Raw genomic sequence first — 18214 nt, forward strand, 5'->3', positions numbered from 1 at the left:
GCCGCGCGATCGCCGGGCCGTCCCGCGGCCTGGCGATTTGAGGGGTGGCGCAACGTGTTGGGGTTACACGGATTTTGCCGGGATAAAGTACCAGCCACGACCGGTGTATCGCCAGTCCCCGGCCCTGCGATCACGCGGCACCTTCTGGCGGGGTGCTATGTCCACTTCAGGCCCTTACCCGCCCGCCTGCACCGTCAGCCAGGCGAGCACGATATATCGTCCCGTCTTGGCGATGGTGACCAGCACGAGAAAGAGCCATGCCGGGGTGCGCATGACGCCCGCGATCACCGTGAAGGCGTCGCCCAGCGGGGCCCAGCTCATCAACAGCGTCCAGACCCCCCAGCGGGCATACCAGCGCTGCGCCCGGGAAAGCTGTGCTGCATTGACCGGGAACCAGCGGCGGGTGCGAAACCGTTCGATCCCGCGCCCCATGACATAGTTGACCACCGCCCCGAGCGTGTTGCCCACGCTCGCCACCACGATCAGCCAAACCAGTGAGGCGGTGCCCGCCAGTTGCAGGCCGACAAAGACCACTTCGGACTGAAACGGCAAGATCGTGGCCGCGCCGAACGCCGCAAGGAAAAGCCCGCCCAGTTGCAAGAAAACGCCCGGATCCGCCATGCTCATGCGTGGGGGACCCGGGCGTCAGTGCAAAGCCGTGTCAGGAAGACGTCATTCCTGTTCGGCATAGGCCTCCTGCCGGTCGTTCTGATGTTCGCGCGGCGGGCGTCCGATCACGTCCTTGAGGTCGGCCAGTTCGATGAAGTTGTCGGCCTGACGGCGCAGGTCGTCCGAGATCATCGGTGGCTGGCTGCGAATCGTCGAGACGACCGAGACGCGCACGCCCTGACGTTGGAGGCTTTCGACCAGCGGCCGGAAATCGCCATCACCAGAGAACAGCACGATATGATCGACGCGCGGTGCGAGTTCCATGGCATCGACGCAAAGCTCGATATCCATGTTGCCCTTGACCTTGCGACGGCCCTGGCTGTCGGTGTATTCCTTGGCCGGTTTCGTGACCATGGAATAGCCGTTGTAGTGCAGCCAGTCGACCAGCGGCCGGATCGGCGAATACTCGTCATTTTCCAGCAACGCGGTGTAGTAAAAGGCGCGCAGCAACTTGCCGCGACGCATGAACTCGGAACGGAGGAGTTTGTAGTCGATGTCGAAACCCAAGGCCTTGCCGGCTGCGTAAAGGTTCGAACCATCAATGAACAACGCCAAACGGTCGTCCTTGTAAAACATGATTAATGTCCTTCCAAATCGTTTTGCCTTGCCTGCGAGAGTGAGTGGTGTGAGTGGTGGGGCAGGACAAAGTAGGACGCAGAATTAGGGGCTTCCTGAAGGCTGCGCAAGAGAATGATACATTACAAAAGAATAGGTGGGACATGACGTCGGATCAACTGTGCTTGATCGCGATCGGTGGAAATATGCCGTCATCGGCGGGTCCGCCAGATCGGACGGTCGATGCTGCGTTGCGGCATCTTGAGGGGAGCGGTGCGCAGGTTGCAGCCGTGAGCCGCCTTTACCGCACCCCCGCCTTCCCGGCGGGCAGTGGGCCGGATTTCGTCAATGCCGCCGCTGTCCTGCGCATGCCGGGCGAGCCGGAGGCGGTGCTAGGTGTGCTGCACGCGGTCGAGGCCGCGTTCGGGCGCGCGCGTGTCGCGCGCTGGGGGCAGCGCACGCTCGATCTCGATCTGATCGGGATTGATGATCTGGTTCTGCCCGATCCTGCGGGGTTCGAGACGTGGCGCGCGCTTGATGCGCAGGCACAGCAGGAGCGCGCGCCAGACCGCCTGATCCTGCCGCATCCGCGCGCCCATGAGCGCGCCTTCGTGCTGGTGCCGCTGGCCGATGTGGCCCCGGACTGGGTGCATCCGGTGTTTGGACAGACGGTGCGCGAGATGCTGGAGGCGCTACCGCAGCACGCGCGCGACGAGGTCGTGCCGCTTTGATTCTACGCTTGTAAATCCTGTTTCAAACCCCTAAGTACGAGGCTTCTGATTCACGCCCAAACCCTGCCCGGAGGTCTTATGGCCCGCGTTACGACAGAAGATTGCGTTGACAAGGTTCCGAACCGTTTCGATCTGGTGATGCTCGCAGCACATCGTGCCCGCGAGATTTCGTCCGGGTCGCCGCTGACCGTGGATCGCGACAACGACAAGAACCCGGTTGTCGCCCTGCGCGAGATCGCTGAAGAGACGCAATCGGCGGATGATCTGCGCGAACGCCTGATCGAGTCGAACCAGACCCAGATCGAGGTGGACGAGCCGGAAGAAGATTCCATGGCCCTGCTGATGGGCGGTGAGGCGGACAAGCCCGAAGCCGACGACATGTCGGAAGAGAAGCTCTTGCGCGCCCTGATGGAGGCCCAGGGTCAGGGCTGAGCCGCCCCTGACCACGGCAAGGCGCGACACTGATGATCGCCGTTGATGACCTGATCACGCTGGTCCGCCACTACAACCCTCGCACCGATGAGGCGCTGATTCGCGCGGCCTATGATTTTGGTCGCGCGATGCATGAGGGGCAGTTTCGCCACTCGGGCGAGCCCTATTTCACCCATCCTGTCGCCGTCGCCGCCATTCTCACCGAACAGCGGCTTGATGATGCGACGATCATCACCGCGCTTCTGCATGACACGATCGAGGACACCAAGGCGTCCTACCGCATCGTCGAGGAGCAGTTCGGCCGCGAGGTGGCCGATCTGGTCGATGGCGTCACCAAGCTGACCAATCTGCAACTTTCAAGCTCCGAGACCAAGCAGGCCGAGAATTTCCGCAAGCTGTTCATGGCAATGTCCAAGGATCTGCGGGTGATTCTGGTCAAACTCGCTGACCGTCTGCACAACATGCGCACGATCAAGGCGATGCGCGTCGAGAAACAGGCGCAGAAGGCGCGCGAGACGATGGATATCTATGCGCCGCTTGCGGGCCGCATGGGCATGCAGTGGATGCGCGAAGAGCTGGAGGATCTGGCGTTCCGGGTGCTGAACCCCGAGGCGCGGGCCTCGATCATCCGGCGATTTATTACCCTGCAACGCGAGACCGGCGACGTGGTCGAGCGGATCACCGGCGACATGCGGCACGAATTGGACAAGGCGGGGATCGAGGCGGATGTCTTTGGCCGCGCCAAGAAACCCTATTCGATCTGGCGCAAGATGCAGGAAAAGGAGATGGGCTTTTCGCGCCTCAGCGACATCTACGGCTTTCGTGTGATCACCCGATCCGAGAATGATTGTTACGGGGCCCTGGGGGCGATTCACCAACGCTGGCGGGCCGTGCCGGGGCGGTTCAAGGATTACATCAGCCAGCCCAAATCGAACGGCTATCGCAGCATTCACACCACCGTGTCGGGCCGCGACGGCAAGCGGGTCGAGGTGCAGATTCGCACGCAGGCGATGCATGACGTGGCCGAAACCGGGGTCGCGGCGCATTGGTCCTATCGCGACGGCGTGCGCGCCGAAAACCCCTTTGCCGTCGATCCGGCCAAGTGGATCTCGAGCATGAGCGAGCAGTTTGACGCCGAGGAGGATCACGAGGATTTCCTCGAAGCGGTCAAGCTGGAAATGTATGCCGACCAGGTGTTCTGCTTTACCCCCAAGGGTGACGTGATCAAGTTGCCGCGCGGGGCGACGCCGATTGATTTCGCCTATGCCATCCATACCCGTATCGGTCATGCCTGCGTCGGCGCCAAGGTGGACGGGATGCGCGTGCCGCTCTGGACGCGGGTCAAGAACGGGCAATCGGTCGAGGTGATCACCGCCGACGGGCAGACGCCGCAGGCCACATGGCTGGATATCGCGACCACCGGCAAGGCGCGCGCCGCCATCAGGCGGGCCCTGCGCGAACTGGACCGGGGGCGCTATATCAAGCTGGGGCGCGAACTGGCGCGCTCGGCGTTCGAGCATGTCGGCAAAAAGGCCACCGACAAGGCGCTGGAGGCCGCCGCCCGCACGCTGCGCCTGAAGAATGCCGACGAGGTGCGCGCGCGGCTGGGCAGTGCGGAACTGACCGCGCAACAGGTGCTGAACGCGGTCTATCCCGATCTTGCGCCCGATCCTTCGGACGAGGTGACGCGCGACCGCGCGGTGCTTGGCCTCAAGGCCGATCAGAGTTTCGAGCGCGCGCGCTGCTGTCAGCCGCTGCCGGGCGAGCGCATCGTCGGCATCACCTATCGCGGGCGCGGCGTGGTGATCCATGCGATAGATTGTGAAACCCTGTCGCAATATGATGAACAGCCCGGGCGCTGGATGGATTTGCACTGGCATACCGGCACCCATCCGGCGGCTTATGATGTGACATTAGACCTCACCATCGGCAATGACGCGGGTGTTTTGGGACGGATTTGCACCTTGATCGGGGAACAGAAGGCCAATATCTCGGACCTGACTTTCGTTGACCGGAAACCTGATTTCTATCGCCTGCTTGTTGATGTCGAATTGCGCGATGCTGAGCATCTGCACGGGGTGCTGTCGGCGCTTGATGCAGAAAGCGATGTGGCCGCCGTCGAACGCTATCGCGATCCGTCCCGCACCGGGGGCGGTATGAACCATGAACCCTAGGAGCCGCGCTGGTGGTTTTCAAACGCAGAGACAGACGACCCTTGTGGAAGGTGATCGCTGACTTTTTCTGGCCCAAGGGCGGCTGGGCGCGGGCGTTCACCTATGTCAAGCACCGGCTGCACCGGCTGCCCGACCCGCCGGACCGGATCGCACGCGGGATCTTTGCGGGGGTGTTCACCACCTTCACACCGTTTTACGGCATGCATTTCATCGTGGCGGGCACATTGGCCATGATCCTGCGCGGCAATATCCCCGCCGCCCTTTTGGGCACCTTCTTCGGGAATCCGCTGACCTATGTGCCGATTGGCGTCATATCGCTTCAGACGGGCCACGCGATTTTGGGACGCCACTCACTGGCCGAGGACGAGATCAGCCGCTCGCTCGGTGGCAAGTTTCTGGACGCAGGCGAGGATCTGAAGAACAACGTTCTGGCGATCTTTTCGGATCATCAGGCCGACTGGCACAGCCTGCACGTGTTCTATGACGAGGTGTTCCTGCCCTACATGGTGGGCGGCATCGTGCCGGGTATCGTGACGGCGCTTGCCGCCTATTACATCAGTCTGCCGGTGATCACCGCCTATCAGAACCGCCGTAAGGGCGTGCTGCGGGCGAAATGGGCGGCGATCAAGGAAAAAAAGGCGCAGAAGGAAAATGCGTCAATTGAGGCTGACGGGCGCGGCAAAGGGGACTAGGTTGCACCCCGAGCCGATCATGATCTGAGGAAGAGCCCGATGCCGTCCGATGGAAAACTGCGCCTTGGCGTGAATATCGACCATGTCGCCACCGTCCGCAATGCGCGGGGCGGGGCCTATCCTGACCCGCTGCGCGCCGCCAAGCTGGCCGAGGAGGCGGGCGCCGACGGCATCACTGCGCATCTGCGCGAGGACCGCCGCCACATCTCGGATGCTGATATCGACGGGCTGATGGAGGTGTTGACGGTGCCGCTCAACTTCGAGATGGCGGCGACGGCGGAGATGCAGGCGATTGCCCTGCGCCATAAGCCGCACGCCGTGTGCCTCGTGCCCGAAAAGCGCGAGGAACGCACCACCGAGGGCGGGCTGGATGTCGCACGAGACGAAAACCGGCTGGCGCATTACATCGCGCCGCTGCGCGATTTGGGCTGTCGCGTATCGATCTTCATCGCCGCCGACAAGCGGCAGATCGAGGCCGCCCACCGGATCGGGGCCGAGGTGATCGAGTTGCATACCGGCGCCTATTGCGACGCCCATGCCGAGGGTGATGTCGAGACACGCGACCGCGAGTTGAAGGCCTTGCGCGAAATGTCGGCCTATGCCCATGCGCTGGGGCTCGAGGTGCATGCGGGCCATGGCCTGACCTATGACACCGTGCAGCCCGTCGCGGGTTTCCCCGAGGTGATGGAGCTCAATATCGGGCATTTCCTCATCGGCGAGTCGATCTTTCGCGGGTTGCAACCCGCGATCACCGAGATGCGCCGCCTGATGGACGAGGCGCGGGAGTGAGTCTGCAGAGAAAACGACTCGGCTAACGGGGATGAAGATGTGAGGCGAATTTTCAAAGGTCTGGTTTTGCCGATAACCCTTCTCCTTTCTTTGTCGAAAGGGGTGCTTACCCTCCTGATGATCGGTTCGCTCGCGCTGAGTCTTGCTACGGTGACGGTCTCCGGAGTTTTTTCTGCACTGTCGAGCGCGGTAGAGGCAGTAACTGGCCCCAGAACGGTGCGGGCAAAGCATCAGGCTCGGCTCGATGATTTATCGGTCAGGAATGTTGAACTCGAGGCGCGCAACGGGAAACTGGTTGCTGAGAACCAGCGCGTGAAACGAGAACTTGCCGATAGCAGAGTGACCTACCGGGGGCAGACCAGATATGCCCGTGACGCGGTGAGGGATACAAGCGGGCGGCTGGCGCATCGGGTGATGTTTGCATCAAGCCGGAACGTGGCGTCGGTCTTTGCAGAAGCCCTGCCGTTTGTAGGTGTCGGTGTGGTTGTTGCCGCCACTGCGTGGGAGATAAAGGACTCCTGCGAGATGATGAAAGACCTGCACGAGCTTGATGTGGCATTCAATCCAGAGAGCGAATTTGACGGAACGGAGGTCTGCGGTATGGAGGTACCCAACCGGGCAGAGGTTTGGCAGGCCATTCGCGAAAGCCCGTCTGCTGCATGGAATGGCGCACAGGAATACATGCCGGAATTGCCGGACTTTTCTGAAAGATATGCGTCTGGATTGGCGCGGGTTACTGGGTGGGCTTGCATGGTTCTCCCTTGTGAAACGGGAGAGGAACCCTCCGAATGAGGACGTCGCGGACGCTGTCCGGTTCCAGAGCGCTCGCTACGGTTGTGATTGCGGCGGCATTGGCCATTTTTGCCCTCTGGCAGCTTGAGGCTCAGCGCGAGGGGCTGGAGATCACCACGCGCCATGTCGGCGAGACGCCGGTGACACGGATCGTGCAGCCGGGCTCTGATGGCCCGGTGGTCGTGGTCGCGCATGGCTTTGCCGGGTCGCGGCAGATGATGCAGGCCTATGGCCACGATCTGGCGCGGGCGGGCTATCGGGTCTGGGCGTTCGACTTTCTCGGGCATGGGCGGCACCCTAGGCCGATGTCGGGCGATGTGGAGAGCATTGACGGCACGACCCGCCTGTTGATCGAGCAGACCCGCGCCGTGTTGGATGCGGCGCTGGCGGCGGAGAACTGGCAGGGTGAGGCTGCGCTGCTCGGGCATTCCATGGCCACCGATATCATCATCCGCACGGCAATTGACGATCCCCGGATCGGCCCCGTGGTGGCGATCTCGGCCTTTTCCAAGGCGGTGACGGCGACTGCGCCCGACACCCTTTTGCTCATCACCGGCGCGTGGGAGCCGGGGCTGCGCGGTTTTGCCCGCGACGCCGTGGCGATGGTCGATCCGCAGGCAGGCGAGGGCGAGACCGCGCGCGCGGGCGAGGTGATCCGCCGTGCGGTGGTGGCCCCGCTTGCCGAGCATGTCGCGGTACTGCATAGCCGCGCCGGGCGGGCCGAGACGGTGGCGTGGCTCGATGCGGCCTATGGGCGCGCGAGCGATATCGCGGTGCGCGCGACGGGGCCGTGGTTTCTGGCGCTGATGGCCGCCATCGTGGCGCTGGCGGCACCGCTCTCGCGCCTTCTGCCGGTACGTGCGCCGCCGGTGCCAGGGACGCTTTCATTGGGGCGTTTTGCGCTGGTCGTAGGCCTGCCTGCGGCTCTTGCGCCGCTGCTTGCCGTGCAGGTTGAGGCGCGGCTCCTGCCGGTGCTGGTGGCGGATTACCTTGCGCTGCATCTGGCGATTTATGGCCTCTGGCAACTGGCGCTTCTGTGGTGGCTTGGGCGACGGCCCGAGGGCCTGCGCCCTGTTGCGGTGCTGGCGCTGCTGGCTTGGGGGCTGGGCGTCTTCGGCTTTGCGCTCGACCGCTATGGCGCGAATTTCTGGCCGACGCCCGAGCGTCTGGTGATCATCGCGGCCCTCAGCCTTGGCGCGCTGCCCTTCATGCTGGGCGATGCGCTGCTGGCGCGCGGGGCCGCGCTCTGGCAACGCATCACGGCACGGCTGGGCTTTCTCCTGTCGCTCGCGCTTGCCGTGCTGCTCGATACCGAGCGGCTGTTCTTTCTCGCCATGATCGCGCCGGTGATCCTGCTCTTCTTCCTGATATTCGGGTTGATCGGTCGGTGGGTTGCGGCGCGGGCAGGGGCGGCATCGGCGGGCGTGGCACTCGGCCTGATCCTCGCCTGGGCGCTTGGCGTGAGTTTTCCACTTTTTGCACCCGGAGGACTGGGATGATCCTTGGCATCGGCACCGATCTTGCGAACATCGATCGGATCGCGGGCACGCTGGAGCGCTTCGGCGACCGGTTTCGCAACCGCGTCTTTACCGATATCGAACAGGCCAAGGCCGAGCGTCGCGCCGATGTGGTCGGCACCTATGCGAAACGCTGGGCGGCGAAGGAGGCGTGCTCCAAGGCGCTGGGCACCGGGCTGCGCATGGGGATCGCGTGGAAGGACATGGCTGTGTCGAACCTGCGCACCGGTCAGCCGGTGATGCATGTCACAGGATGGGCGGCCGAGCGATTGGCAGAGATGACGCCTGAGGGGTATGAGGCGATCATTCACGTGACATTGACCGACGATCACCCCTGGGCGCAGGCCTTTGTGGTGATCGAGGCGCGGCCGAAGGGTGGGGTTGGGTAGAGGACGGGAAGGGCCTGAAGCGGCCGTTGCCGTGAGCCGCGTATCGACGGGCCGCGGTACGGCGATCCAACGATAGTTTCCTAGCACTTTATATCAGCCAAACCCGAAAAACATGCGAGCGCAGAGCAGGTTGCAGCCAAATCGCCGTGCCGGGGGGGGGCCCGGCGATGCGCGGCGGCCTTCGGCCTTGATTCCGCGCATGTGTGTAGCGGTCAACGGCAGCTCAAGGCCAACAAACCCCCACTGTTGCAACAATCGGATGCTACCCCTGACCGCCAAGCCGCGTTTGGGTAACCCGGCCTGCCGCGCACCGGTGATCATACCCCCTCGCGCCTTGACACTTTGAGCCCCGCCCCGCATGTAGCGCGAGACCCAAATCTGCCCTATCCGGAGAGGCCCGATGGCATCTGACGCCAAAAAAGGAAATTCCATCGTCGAGACGATCAAGACGGTGTTCTGGGCTCTCGTGATCGCGGGGCTGTTTCGTACGATCTTCTTCCAACCCTTCTGGATTCCGTCCGGCTCGATGAAGGACACGCTGCTGATCGGCGATTTCCTCTTCGTCAACAAGATGGCCTATGGCTATTCCTACGCTTCCTGCCCGTCGATCCGGCTGGGATTCATCAATGTCGATGCCGAGGATATCTGCGGCTTTCTCGATGGTGACAACACCCGTATTCTGGGCGGAGAGCCCGAACGCGGCGACATCATCGTGTTCCGCCACCCTGTCGATGGGACCGATTTCATCAAGCGCATGATCGGTCTGCCCGGCGACCGTATCCAGATGCGCGATGGTGTGCTGCACATCAACGGCGAGCCGGTGGAGCTTGAACCCGCCGGTGAGTTCACCGAGGAATTTACGCGGCAGGGGCCGATGGGCATCCGCCCGCGCTGCGAAAACGGCGTGGTCGGGGCCGGGGCGGATTGCACCAAATCCCGCCAGATCGAGACGCTGCCCAACGGCCAGTCCCATGCGATCCTGAATATCGGCGACCAACGCTCGGATCATACCGGCGTGTTCACCGTGCCCGAGGGGCATTATTTCTTCATGGGCGACAACCGCGACAATTCCACCGACTCGCGCTTTCCGCAGGCTGTGGGTGGGGTTGGCTTCGTGCCTTACGAGAACCTGATCGGACGTGCCAACCGGGTGATCTTCTCCTCAGGCGGCTCGTCGATGCTGGCCTTCTGGACGTGGCGCGGGGATCGGTTCTTCGAGAGGCTGGAGTGAAACTGTCACGCGACATGGCGGAATTTCAAGCGCGGCTCGGGCATGAGTTTTCCGATCCGGCGCTGCTCGTCCGGGCGCTGACCCATTCCTCGATGTCCTCGCCCAATCGCGACGACAATCAGCGGCTGGAATTCCTCGGCGACCGGGTGCTGGGCCTCGTGATGGCCGAGGCGCTTCTGGCGCATGACAGTGCCGCCACTGAAGGCCAGCTTGCGCCGCGCTTCAACGCGCTGGTGCGCAAGGAAGCCTGCGCCGATGTCGCGCGCGAGATCGACCTTGGCACGGTGCTCAAGCTGGGGCGCTCCGAGATGCTCTCGGGCGGGCGGCGCAAGCTGGCACTCCTGGGCGATGCGATGGAGGCGGTGATTGCCGCCGTCTATGTCGATGCCGGGTTCGAGGCGGCGCGCGCCACGGTCCTGCGGCTCTGGGGCGGGCGCATCGGCGCGGTCAAGGAAGACGCGCGCGACGCCAAGACCGCGCTTCAGGAATGGGCGCAGGCGCGCGGCCTGCCGCCGCCCGACTATGCCGAGACGGCGCGCTCCGGTCCGGATCATGCGCCGGTCTTTACCATCGAGGCGCGCCTGCAGAGCGGCGAGCAGGCAAGCGCCACCGCCGGATCGAAACGCCAGGCGGAACAGGCGGCGGCGCGCGCGCTGCTCGATAGATTGGAGAGCCAGACATGACCACCCGCGCCGGTTTCATCGCCCTGATCGGAGAGCCCAATGCGGGCAAATCCACGCTGCTCAATCGCATGGTGGGTGCCAAGGTCAGCATCGTCACCCACAAGGTGCAGACCACCCGCGCGCGCATTCGCGGCGTGGCGATGGAAGGGCAGAGCCAGCTTGTCTTTGTCGACACGCCGGGCCTTTTCCAGCCGCGCCGCAGGCTGGACCGGGCGATGGTCGCGGCTGCCTGGGGCGGGGCGGCGGATGCCGATATCGTGGTGCTGCTGATCGAGGCGCATCGCGGCGTCACCGAAGGGGTGGAGCGTATCCTCGACGGGTTGCAGGATATCGCCAAGGGGCGCCGGGTCGCCCTTGCGATCAACAAGATCGATCGGGTGGAGGCGCCTGTGTTGCTGGCGCTGACCAAGACAATGAACGAGCGGTTCGCGTTCGAGCGGACCTTTCTGATTTCGGCTGAGAAGGGCCATGGCGTTGATGATCTCCGCCGGTGGCTGGCCGAGGAGGTGCCGGAAAGCCCGTGGCTCTATCCCGAGGATCAGATCGCCGATCTGCCGATGCGGATGATCGCCGCCGAGATGACCCGCGAAAAGCTGACGCTGCGGCTGCATCAGGAATTGCCCTATCAACTGACCGTCGAGACCGAGGCCTGGGAAGAGCGCAAGGATGGCTCGGCCCGCGTCGATCAGATCATCTACGTGCTGCGTGACGGCCACAAGGGCATCGTTCTGGGCAACAAGGGCGAGACGATCAAGGCCGTCTCCAAGGCCGCACGCGAGGAGATGGAAGAGTTCCTCGGGCGACGGATTCACCTCTTTCTGCAGGTCAAGGTGCGGTCCGGCTGGATGGACGAATCCGAGCGCTATTCCGAGATGGGGCTGGATTTCAAGGACGGGAACTGAGGCCCGTGGCCCGGCTGACCGCACGGTTCTGGATCGATGCCTATCTCGCGCGGTTGCGGCTGGCGGATATCGCCGCTTTTGTGGTGGCGCATGGCGATGACACCGGCGGCGCGGTGCTGGTGAAACTCAACACGCTCAATGGGCGGGCACAGGTGTTTCAACGCTCCTTCGATCTCGCGACCGGCGCGCGCGCCTGGGTGACGCTGGCCGAGGGCTGTGAGGCGGAGGTGGATGCCGCCATCGCGCGACAACGCGGGTTCGACCCGGATCTCTGGGTGGTCGAGGTCGAGGACCGCGCCGGGCGGCACCTGCTCGACGCGGACGGGTTGAGCGGGTAGGATTGGGCGATGGATTGGCGTGATCAGGGGATATTGCTGAGCAGCCGCCGCCACGGGGAAACCTCTGCCATCATTGAAGTTTTCACGGCTGAGCACGGGCGGCACGCAGGCGTCGTGCGGGGCGGCGCGTCGCGCAAGATGACCCCGGTGCTGCAACCGGGCGCGCAGCTTGACGTGGAATGGCGCGCGCGGCTGGAGGATCATCTGGGCACCTTCCGGGTGGAGCCCTTGAAATCGCGCGCCTGGTCGATGGGGGATCGGATGGCGCTGGCCGGGCTCAATGCGGTGTGCGCGCTGCTGCTGTTCGCACTGCCCGAGCGTGAAGCGCATGCCGGGATCTACCGCAAGAGCCTGATCTTGCTCGATCTTCTGGAGCAGCCGGAGATCTGGCCGCTGGCCTATCTCAACTGGGAACTGGCGCTGCTCGAAGAGATGGGTTTTGGCCTCGACCTGCGGCGCTGCGCGGTGATGGGCGAAAAGGCCAATGACCTCAGTTACTTATCCCCCCGCACGGGGCGCGCGGTGTCGCGCGCGGGGGCGGGCGAGTGGGCCGACCGGCTCTTGCCGCTGCCGCCCTGCCTGCTGGGCGAAGGCCCCGCGCCGGATGCGGAAATATTGCAGGGGTTTCACGTAACCGGGCATTTCCTGATGCACCATCTCGCACCGCAGATGGGCAACACCCCCCTGCCTGACGCCCGCGCCCGCTTTGTCGCGCGGTTTGCCGCGCAGTCAGGGGCGGGGTGAGGGTGGGATTTTGGAAGTGAGTGGAATGGGGGCGGTTATGTTTGGTCTGGAGTTGCCGTTCAGGTGCAGCCCCAATGCGCGTAATAACGGTGCCGCCGGCACCGCCGCGCAGCGCCCGACCGCCCCACCGGGCGGGCGCTTTTGCAACGTATCAAGCCATTGAAAACGCGGGAGTGCTTGGCTGGCATAAAGTGCGGTCCACCGAAGTTGCTGCGCCCACCCGGCGGTCAGGCGCCGCGCGGCTCATCTCTGAAACCGCCAACAGCAGCTCAAGGCCACCAATCGCATCCCGTCTATTCCCCCGCCCGAAACACCATCTCGCGGCCGGCGTCGTTGGTCAGGAGCAGCGTGTCGCCCGCAACCTCGACCAGCGTCATGTCCGCAAGCGCGCGCAGGTAGCGTGTCTCGGCCTCCAGATCGGGGCAGGCGCGTTTGGTGGTGATCAGGGCTTCGGTGCGGAACCACGGATAGGGCAGGGTCTGCGTGCCGGAATAGCGGTTGCAGGGGGCCTCTCCGGCAAGGCTGCCTTCCTGAGGAAAGCTCAGCGTCGCGCGGGCGGCAAAGGGCGTGCCGTCGATGCTCTGGAGCACCCATGTGGCCTCGGCCCCGCCATGGCCCGAGACCGTCTCGTCCTTGCAATAGCCAAGGATGGACATCGCGATCAGCAGGAGGGCGGCGCGCATCCGCCTTACCTGAGCGCGAGGATCAGATCGACAAGCGAGCCGATGGCGGTGGCCGCCGTATCGCGGGCGGTGTCCTGCAAGGCCTGCATGCCGGTGGCCGAGGCATAGAGGATGCGGGCCATTTCCGGATTGCCGATGCCGCAGGCCGCCAGAAGATCGTTCAGCCGGGCAAGCCGGATTTCGTCGACACCGGCCACCACACCGGCCGCCACGTCATTGCCCTGCGCCCACGCGCGAATCGCGGGTTCGGAGCGCAGCGCGGGGCTGTTGCTGGTGGTGCTGTCGGCGATGGTCTGGGCGGTGGCACGCAGCCGGGCGGTGTCGGTGGCACCGTCGGCGGTGAGCAGGGCCGTTTCGGCATCGGTTTGCCAGAGCGCCAGAAGGGCCGCGTGAAAGCCCGGCACATCGTCGAAATGCCAGTAGAACGAGCCCTTGGTCGCGCCGACACGGCGCGCCAGAGGTTCCGCGCCGAGGGTGCCGGGCCCGCCTTCGCATAAGGCGGTGAGGCCGGTCATAAGCCAGTCGTCACGGGTCAGGCGGGGGCGGCGTCGGGCGATCATGCCTATGGGTTTACGCTTGCTGTCGCACTGCCGCAAGGGTTGCGAATGTCACGCTACGTCAAGCGACCGTCAAAAAACTTTTACCAAACCGTCGCAAACTCTTTGAGTTCGCCACGTAGGTCGGGCGCAAACCAAGGGGGCATCTTTCGTGCTGAGCATCGACGCGCTGACCAAGACATTTGGCCGCAACACCGCCGTGGACAAGGTGACATTCACCGTCGAAAAACCGGCAATGATCGGTATCATCGGCCGGTCCGGGGCCGGCAAATCCACCTTGCTGCGGATGATCAACCGGCTGACCGATGCGTCCTCGGGCCAGATCATGTTCGAAGGGCGTGAGGTCACGGGCCTCAAGGGGGCGGAAAAACGCGCCTGGCAATCCGACTGCGCGATGATCTTTCAACAGTTCAACCTCGTGCCGCGGATGGATGTGGTGTCGAACGTGCTGCACGGCACGCTCAACCGCCGCTCGACGCTGGCGACGATGTTCAACCTTTATCCCGATTCGGACATTCACCGCGCCATCGAGATCCTCGACCGGCTGGGCATTGCCGATCACGCGCCGAAACGGGCCGAGGCGCTCTCGGGCGGGCAGCAGCAGCGGGTGGCGATTGCGCGCGCGCTGATGCAGGACCCCAAGATCGTGCTGGCGGATGAGCCGATTGCCAGCCTCGACCCGATGAACGCGCAACTTGTGATGGATGACCTGCGCCGCATCCACGAAGAGGACGGGCGCACGGTGATCGCCAACCTTCATACGCTGGATACCGCGCGGCGCTATTGCGACCGGGTGATCGGGATGCTGCATGGCCGCGTCGTCTTCGACGGCTCGCCCGAACAACTGACCACCGGCGTGGCGCGCGACATTTACGGGGCCGATGCAAGCTTTTCCGAGGAAAGCACATCGACCTCCATCGAAACGCTGGATCGTGGGACGGTGCGCGCGCTGCGCGAGGCCGAAGCCGCGGTCTGACGACCCCCTGGCCCGCCGGGGGGTGGCGGGCCATCAACCCAAGACAACCCAACCGGAGAGAAACCATGACCAAACTGTTTGCTGCCATCGTGGCCACCACCGCTCTCGTCAGCCCCGCGCTGGCGCAGGACAAGATCGAAGAATTCCGCATCGGCGTGCTGGGCGGCGAGAACGCGCAGGACCGTATGGCCTCGAACGAGTGCTACCGCGCGGCTGCCGAAGAGCTGCTTGGTGTGCCGGTCAAGCTGTTCACCCCCGCCGATTATGACGGCGTGATCCAGGGTCTGCTGGGCGGCACCCTCGATATGGCGTGGCTTGGTGCCTCGGCCTATGCCAAGACCTACCTGACCGACCCCGACGCCGTCGAGCCGGTCATGGTCAAGACCAACATGGACAAGTCCTACGGCTACTACTCGGTCGGCTTTGCCCGCAAGGACAGCGGCATCACCTCGCTCGACGACATGAAGGGCAAGACCTTCGGCTTCGGCGATCCCAACTCCACTTCCGGCTACCTGATCCCCTCGATCGAAATCCCGACGCAGGGCGAAGAGATCACCATGGAATCGGGCGAGTATTTCGGTGAGGTCAAGTTCACCGGTGGTCACGAGCAGACCATCGTCGCGGTCGCCAATGGCGATATCGACGCCGGCGTGACCTGGGCCGACGGCATGGGCGCATGGGAAGACGGCTACAACTCCGGCGCACTGCGCAAGGCCGCCGATGCAGGCCTCGTTGACATGAACCAGATCGTCGAGATCTGGAAGTCCAAGCCGATCCCCGAAGGCCCGATCGTTCTGCGCAAGGAACTGCCCGAGCGCGTCAAGCTGGACATCACCACGCTGACCGCCTCGCTGCCCTATATGGACGCCGATTGCGCCTATAACTTCATGGCTGGTGAGGCGCTCGGCTTCCAGCCGATCAACCACGATGCGTATCAGTCGATCATCGAGGCGCGCAAATCCAAGATGTAAGCCACTCAGGCTGACACACGGGCCGGGCCTGCCATGTGCGCAGGCCCGGCCTCATTTGACCGGGGGCAAGGCATGAGCGATCTGACAGCAGGGCAGGCGGGCGCGGCACGGGTGCACGACGTGCAATCCGCCTATATGGCGATGACCCGGCGCAAGCGGCTTTACGGCAGCGTGATGCTGATCGTGTTCATTGCGCTGATGGTCTCGGGCTTTCAGGTGGCCGACGGGCGCAACGCGGGCGGCTTCTGGGACGGGATCGGCAATATATTCCAGTTTCCCGGCGAGGTGCTGGCCGAGGCGCGCGAGAAGATCGCCAACCTGCCGGGGCTGATGTGGAAATTCCTGCCCTCGCTGATCGAGACGATCAACATCGCGGCGGCGGCCACGCTTCTGGGGGCGATGTTTGGCGTGCTGATCTCGCTTTTGTCGACGCGGGGCCTTGCGAAATGGCCGCGCCTGATCGGGGTGTTTCGCCGGGTGATGGACATCCTGCGCGCGGTGCCCGAAATCGTGATCGCGCTGGTGCTGATCTTCATCCTCGGCGGCGGGCCGGTGCCCGCGATGATCGCCATCGCGCTGCATACTGTCGGTGCGCTGGGCAAGCTCTTTTCCGAGGTGAACGAGAACGCCAGCCTCAAGCCGGTCGAGGGGCTGCACTCGGTCGGCGCGACATGGGGGCAGCGAATGTGGCTTGGCGTGATCCCGCAGGTGGCGCCGAATTACCTCAGCTACGCGCTGCTGCGCTTCGAGATCAATATCCGCGCCTCGGCGATCCTTGGCTTCGTCGGCTCGGGCGGCATCGGCTATGACCTCAAGAACGCGTTTAGCTGGGGGCAGGGCCGCTATGACGAGGTGGCGGCGATCTTCCTGCTGCTATTCGGCACCATCGTCTTTTTCGACCAACTGTCGAGCCGCTACCGCAACAAGCTGATCGGGGGAGAGTGAGACCATGAGCATGGCAAGCGATGCAGGCTTTGACGCCGCCGGGTTCTTTCGGCGCAAGAAACTCATGGCCTTCGCCGTCCCGGCGGTGATCCTGGCCTATTTCGTCTATATCTTCTTTGCCTTCGACATTCCGGGGCTGGCAGATCGCGCACGGATGGACAATGCGCGCATCCTTGTCGCCGACAGCTACAGCTACAAGACCCATGTCACCCGCGACAACCGCACGGGTGATCTGAGCATCGCGGTCGAGGGTGAGAACAAGGGCACATGGCCCGAGGGGCGCAGCCCCGACTGGGTGAGCGTCGAGAGTGAGGATCGCACGCGCGTGGCGCTGAAACACGGGCATGAGGTGCTGATCGGCGGCAACACGCTGCGCTATGACGTGCCGGGTTATGGGCTGATCACGGCCGAGGTGTCGCGCCGCGAGGGCGTGGTGCTCGACCTGCCCACCGACACGGTGCCGGACTGGATCAGCGCGAGCAGCGCGCGCGTCGATATCACCACCGAGGGTGGCCGCGTGACGCTCACCAAGGCGCGCACCGAGGTGATGCGCTATGCCTTCGGCTGGGAGCTGTTCTGGTTCACGCTCGACAGCCCGTTCTACGGCAAGAGCTTTGGCGAGTTGGCGGCACTGGTCGTTTCGGGCGATCGCGTCGTCGAGGGCAAGAGCAACCTTGCTGCCATCATCCACGACATCTGGAACAACAAGATGTGGCAGCACAAGGATGTGATGTGGGCGATCTTCGAGACCATCCTGATGGCCTTTCTCGGCACCATGGGCGCGGCCATCGTGGCGCTGCCGCTGGCCTTTGCCGCGGCGCGCAATTTCTCGCCGCTGATGGCGGTGCGCGCGGCGGTGCGGCGGGTGTTCGATTTCGTGCGCGGCGTCGATGCGCTGATCTGGACGATCATCCTCGCCCGCGCCTTCGGCCCCGGCCCGCTCACCGGCGCGCTGGCGATCCTGCTCACCGACACCGGCACCTTCGGCAAGCTGTTCTCCGAGGCGCTGGAAAACGTCGACAAGCGCGAGATCGAAGGCGTGCAATCGACCGGCGCCAAACCGCTGCAACGCTACCGCTTTGGGGTCATCCCGCAGATCACGCCGGTGTTGCTGAGCCAGCTTCTCTACTACCTCGAATCGAACACCCGCAGCGCCACCATCATCGGCGCGATCACCGGCGGCGGCATCGGGTTGTTGCTGACACAGGCGATGATCACGCAAAAGGATTGGGAAGAGGTGAGCTATTACATCATTCTCATCCTGATCATGGTGATGGTGATGGATACCGTGTCGGGCTGGTTGCGGCGCAAGCTTATCATGTCGGATGACAGTGGGCATTGAGGCCGCGGATTTGAGTATTTGAGCCATAAAGAAACCGAGGGCCTTGCGTTTCTTTGTGGCAAAATTACTCGCGCCGCAGGCATTCATCTCTTGGGGAGCAAG

At 63.9% G+C, this 18214-nt stretch carries 21 protein-coding genes; 17 read left to right on the plus strand and 4 right to left on the minus strand.

The genetic code is table 11. The annotated features are described in order from the left end of the window. Positions 1-174: 174 nt before the first annotated feature. Together RID11_RS16450 and RID11_RS16455 are read right to left on the minus strand one after the other, a co-directional pair. Positions 175-627: a YqaA family protein gene (locus RID11_RS16450; protein WP_350141054.1), complete on the minus strand. Its 453-nt coding sequence runs from the start codon at positions 625-627 to the stop codon at positions 175-177. Positions 628-672: 45 nt separating this feature from the next. After that, the gene (locus tag RID11_RS16455) at positions 673-1245 is read right to left on the minus strand and encodes a LabA-like NYN domain-containing protein (protein ID WP_050661671.1); all 573 of its coding nucleotides are present in this window, start codon (positions 1243-1245) and stop codon (positions 673-675) included. A 143-nt stretch (positions 1246-1388) separates the two neighbouring features. On the opposite strand from RID11_RS16455, the gene folK reads away from it, so the two are divergent. From folK to recO, 13 genes are all read left to right on the plus strand, one after another. Continuing rightward, positions 1389-1955, plus strand: coding sequence for a 2-amino-4-hydroxy-6-hydroxymethyldihydropteridine diphosphokinase (gene folK / locus RID11_RS16460; RefSeq protein ID WP_350141056.1), 567 nt, complete (start codon positions 1389-1391; stop codon positions 1953-1955). A 78-nt stretch (positions 1956-2033) separates the two neighbouring features. Further along, positions 2034-2387 (plus strand): DNA-directed RNA polymerase subunit omega, encoded by a 354-nt coding sequence (gene rpoZ / locus RID11_RS16465; protein ID WP_050661673.1) that lies wholly within the window; start codon positions 2034-2036, stop codon positions 2385-2387. Between the two features lie 32 nt (positions 2388-2419). Continuing rightward, positions 2420-4561: a RelA/SpoT family protein gene (locus RID11_RS16470; protein ID WP_350141058.1), complete on the plus strand. Its 2142-nt coding sequence runs from the start codon at positions 2420-2422 to the stop codon at positions 4559-4561. An 11-nt stretch (positions 4562-4572) separates the two neighbouring features. Next, positions 4573-5253: a DUF2062 domain-containing protein gene (locus tag RID11_RS16475; RefSeq protein ID WP_350141060.1), complete on the plus strand. Its 681-nt coding sequence runs from the start codon at positions 4573-4575 to the stop codon at positions 5251-5253. Between the two features lie 39 nt (positions 5254-5292). Continuing rightward, positions 5293-6042, plus strand: a complete 750-nt coding sequence (locus RID11_RS16480) for a pyridoxine 5'-phosphate synthase (RefSeq protein ID WP_350141062.1) — start codon at positions 5293-5295, stop codon at positions 6040-6042. A 117-nt stretch (positions 6043-6159) separates the two neighbouring features. After that, a complete protein-coding gene (locus tag RID11_RS16485; RefSeq protein WP_350141064.1) occupies positions 6160-6834 on the plus strand; it encodes a hypothetical protein in 675 nt (224 codons plus the stop codon). A 59-nt stretch (positions 6835-6893) separates the two neighbouring features. Next, positions 6894-8333, plus strand: a complete 1440-nt coding sequence (locus RID11_RS16490; protein WP_350141066.1) for an alpha/beta hydrolase — start codon at positions 6894-6896, stop codon at positions 8331-8333. Beyond that, positions 8330-8740 carry a holo-ACP synthase gene (acpS, locus tag RID11_RS16495; protein ID WP_350141068.1) on the plus strand — a complete coding sequence of 137 codons (411 nt, stop codon included), beginning with the start codon at positions 8330-8332 and terminating at the stop codon, positions 8738-8740. The genes RID11_RS16490 and acpS overlap by 4 nt, the downstream gene beginning before the upstream one ends. 400 nt (positions 8741-9140) lie before the next feature. Further along, positions 9141-9971 carry a signal peptidase I gene (gene lepB, locus RID11_RS16500; RefSeq protein ID WP_350141070.1) on the plus strand — a complete coding sequence of 277 codons (831 nt, stop codon included), beginning with the start codon at positions 9141-9143 and terminating at the stop codon, positions 9969-9971. Then, positions 9968-10654, plus strand: coding sequence for a ribonuclease III (gene rnc, locus RID11_RS16505; protein WP_350141072.1), 687 nt, complete (start codon positions 9968-9970; stop codon positions 10652-10654). Before lepB ends, rnc begins: the two co-directional genes overlap by 4 nt. Continuing rightward, the gene (gene era / locus RID11_RS16510; RefSeq protein ID WP_350141073.1) at positions 10651-11556 is read left to right on the plus strand and encodes a GTPase Era; all 906 of its coding nucleotides are present in this window, start codon (positions 10651-10653) and stop codon (positions 11554-11556) included. Before rnc ends, era begins: the two co-directional genes overlap by 4 nt. 5 nt (positions 11557-11561) lie before the next feature. Beyond that, positions 11562-11894, plus strand: a complete 333-nt coding sequence (locus RID11_RS16515; protein ID WP_350141075.1) for a DUF1491 family protein — start codon at positions 11562-11564, stop codon at positions 11892-11894. Positions 11895-11903: 9 nt separating this feature from the next. Next, positions 11904-12638, plus strand: a complete 735-nt coding sequence (gene recO / locus RID11_RS16520) for a DNA repair protein RecO (protein WP_350141077.1) — start codon at positions 11904-11906, stop codon at positions 12636-12638. Between the two features lie 293 nt (positions 12639-12931). Here the strand turns inward: recO and RID11_RS16525 are convergent, their stop codons facing one another. Together RID11_RS16525 and RID11_RS16530 are read right to left on the minus strand one after the other, a co-directional pair. After that, positions 12932-13321: an META domain-containing protein gene (locus RID11_RS16525; protein ID WP_350141079.1), complete on the minus strand. Its 390-nt coding sequence runs from the start codon at positions 13319-13321 to the stop codon at positions 12932-12934. Between the two features lie 5 nt (positions 13322-13326). Further along, on the minus strand, positions 13327-13881 hold the full coding sequence (locus tag RID11_RS16530) for a TetR/AcrR family transcriptional regulator (RefSeq protein ID WP_350141081.1): 555 nt from the start codon (positions 13879-13881) through the stop codon (positions 13327-13329). A gap of 148 nt (positions 13882-14029) precedes the next feature. Between RID11_RS16530 and phnC the strand changes: the two genes are divergently transcribed. From phnC to phnE (RID11_RS16550), 4 genes are all read left to right on the plus strand, one after another. Beyond that, positions 14030-14854 carry a phosphonate ABC transporter ATP-binding protein gene (gene phnC / locus RID11_RS16535; protein ID WP_350141083.1) on the plus strand — a complete coding sequence of 275 codons (825 nt, stop codon included), beginning with the start codon at positions 14030-14032 and terminating at the stop codon, positions 14852-14854. 65 nt (positions 14855-14919) lie between these two features. Further along, complete coding sequence (gene phnD / locus RID11_RS16540) at positions 14920-15825, plus strand: phosphonate ABC transporter substrate-binding protein (protein WP_350141085.1); 906 nt, start codon at positions 14920-14922, stop codon at positions 15823-15825. Positions 15826-15897: 72 nt separating this feature from the next. Continuing rightward, positions 15898-16770, plus strand: a complete 873-nt coding sequence (gene phnE / locus RID11_RS16545) for a phosphonate ABC transporter, permease protein PhnE (RefSeq protein ID WP_350141087.1) — start codon at positions 15898-15900, stop codon at positions 16768-16770. A gap of 4 nt (positions 16771-16774) precedes the next feature. Further along, positions 16775-18112, plus strand: coding sequence for a phosphonate ABC transporter, permease protein PhnE (gene phnE, locus RID11_RS16550; RefSeq protein ID WP_350141089.1), 1338 nt, complete (start codon positions 16775-16777; stop codon positions 18110-18112). Positions 18113-18214 lie beyond the last annotated feature (102 nt).

Source organism: Roseovarius sp. (assembly GCF_040219995.1).
GTDB lineage: Bacteria > Pseudomonadota > Alphaproteobacteria > Rhodobacterales > Rhodobacteraceae > Roseovarius.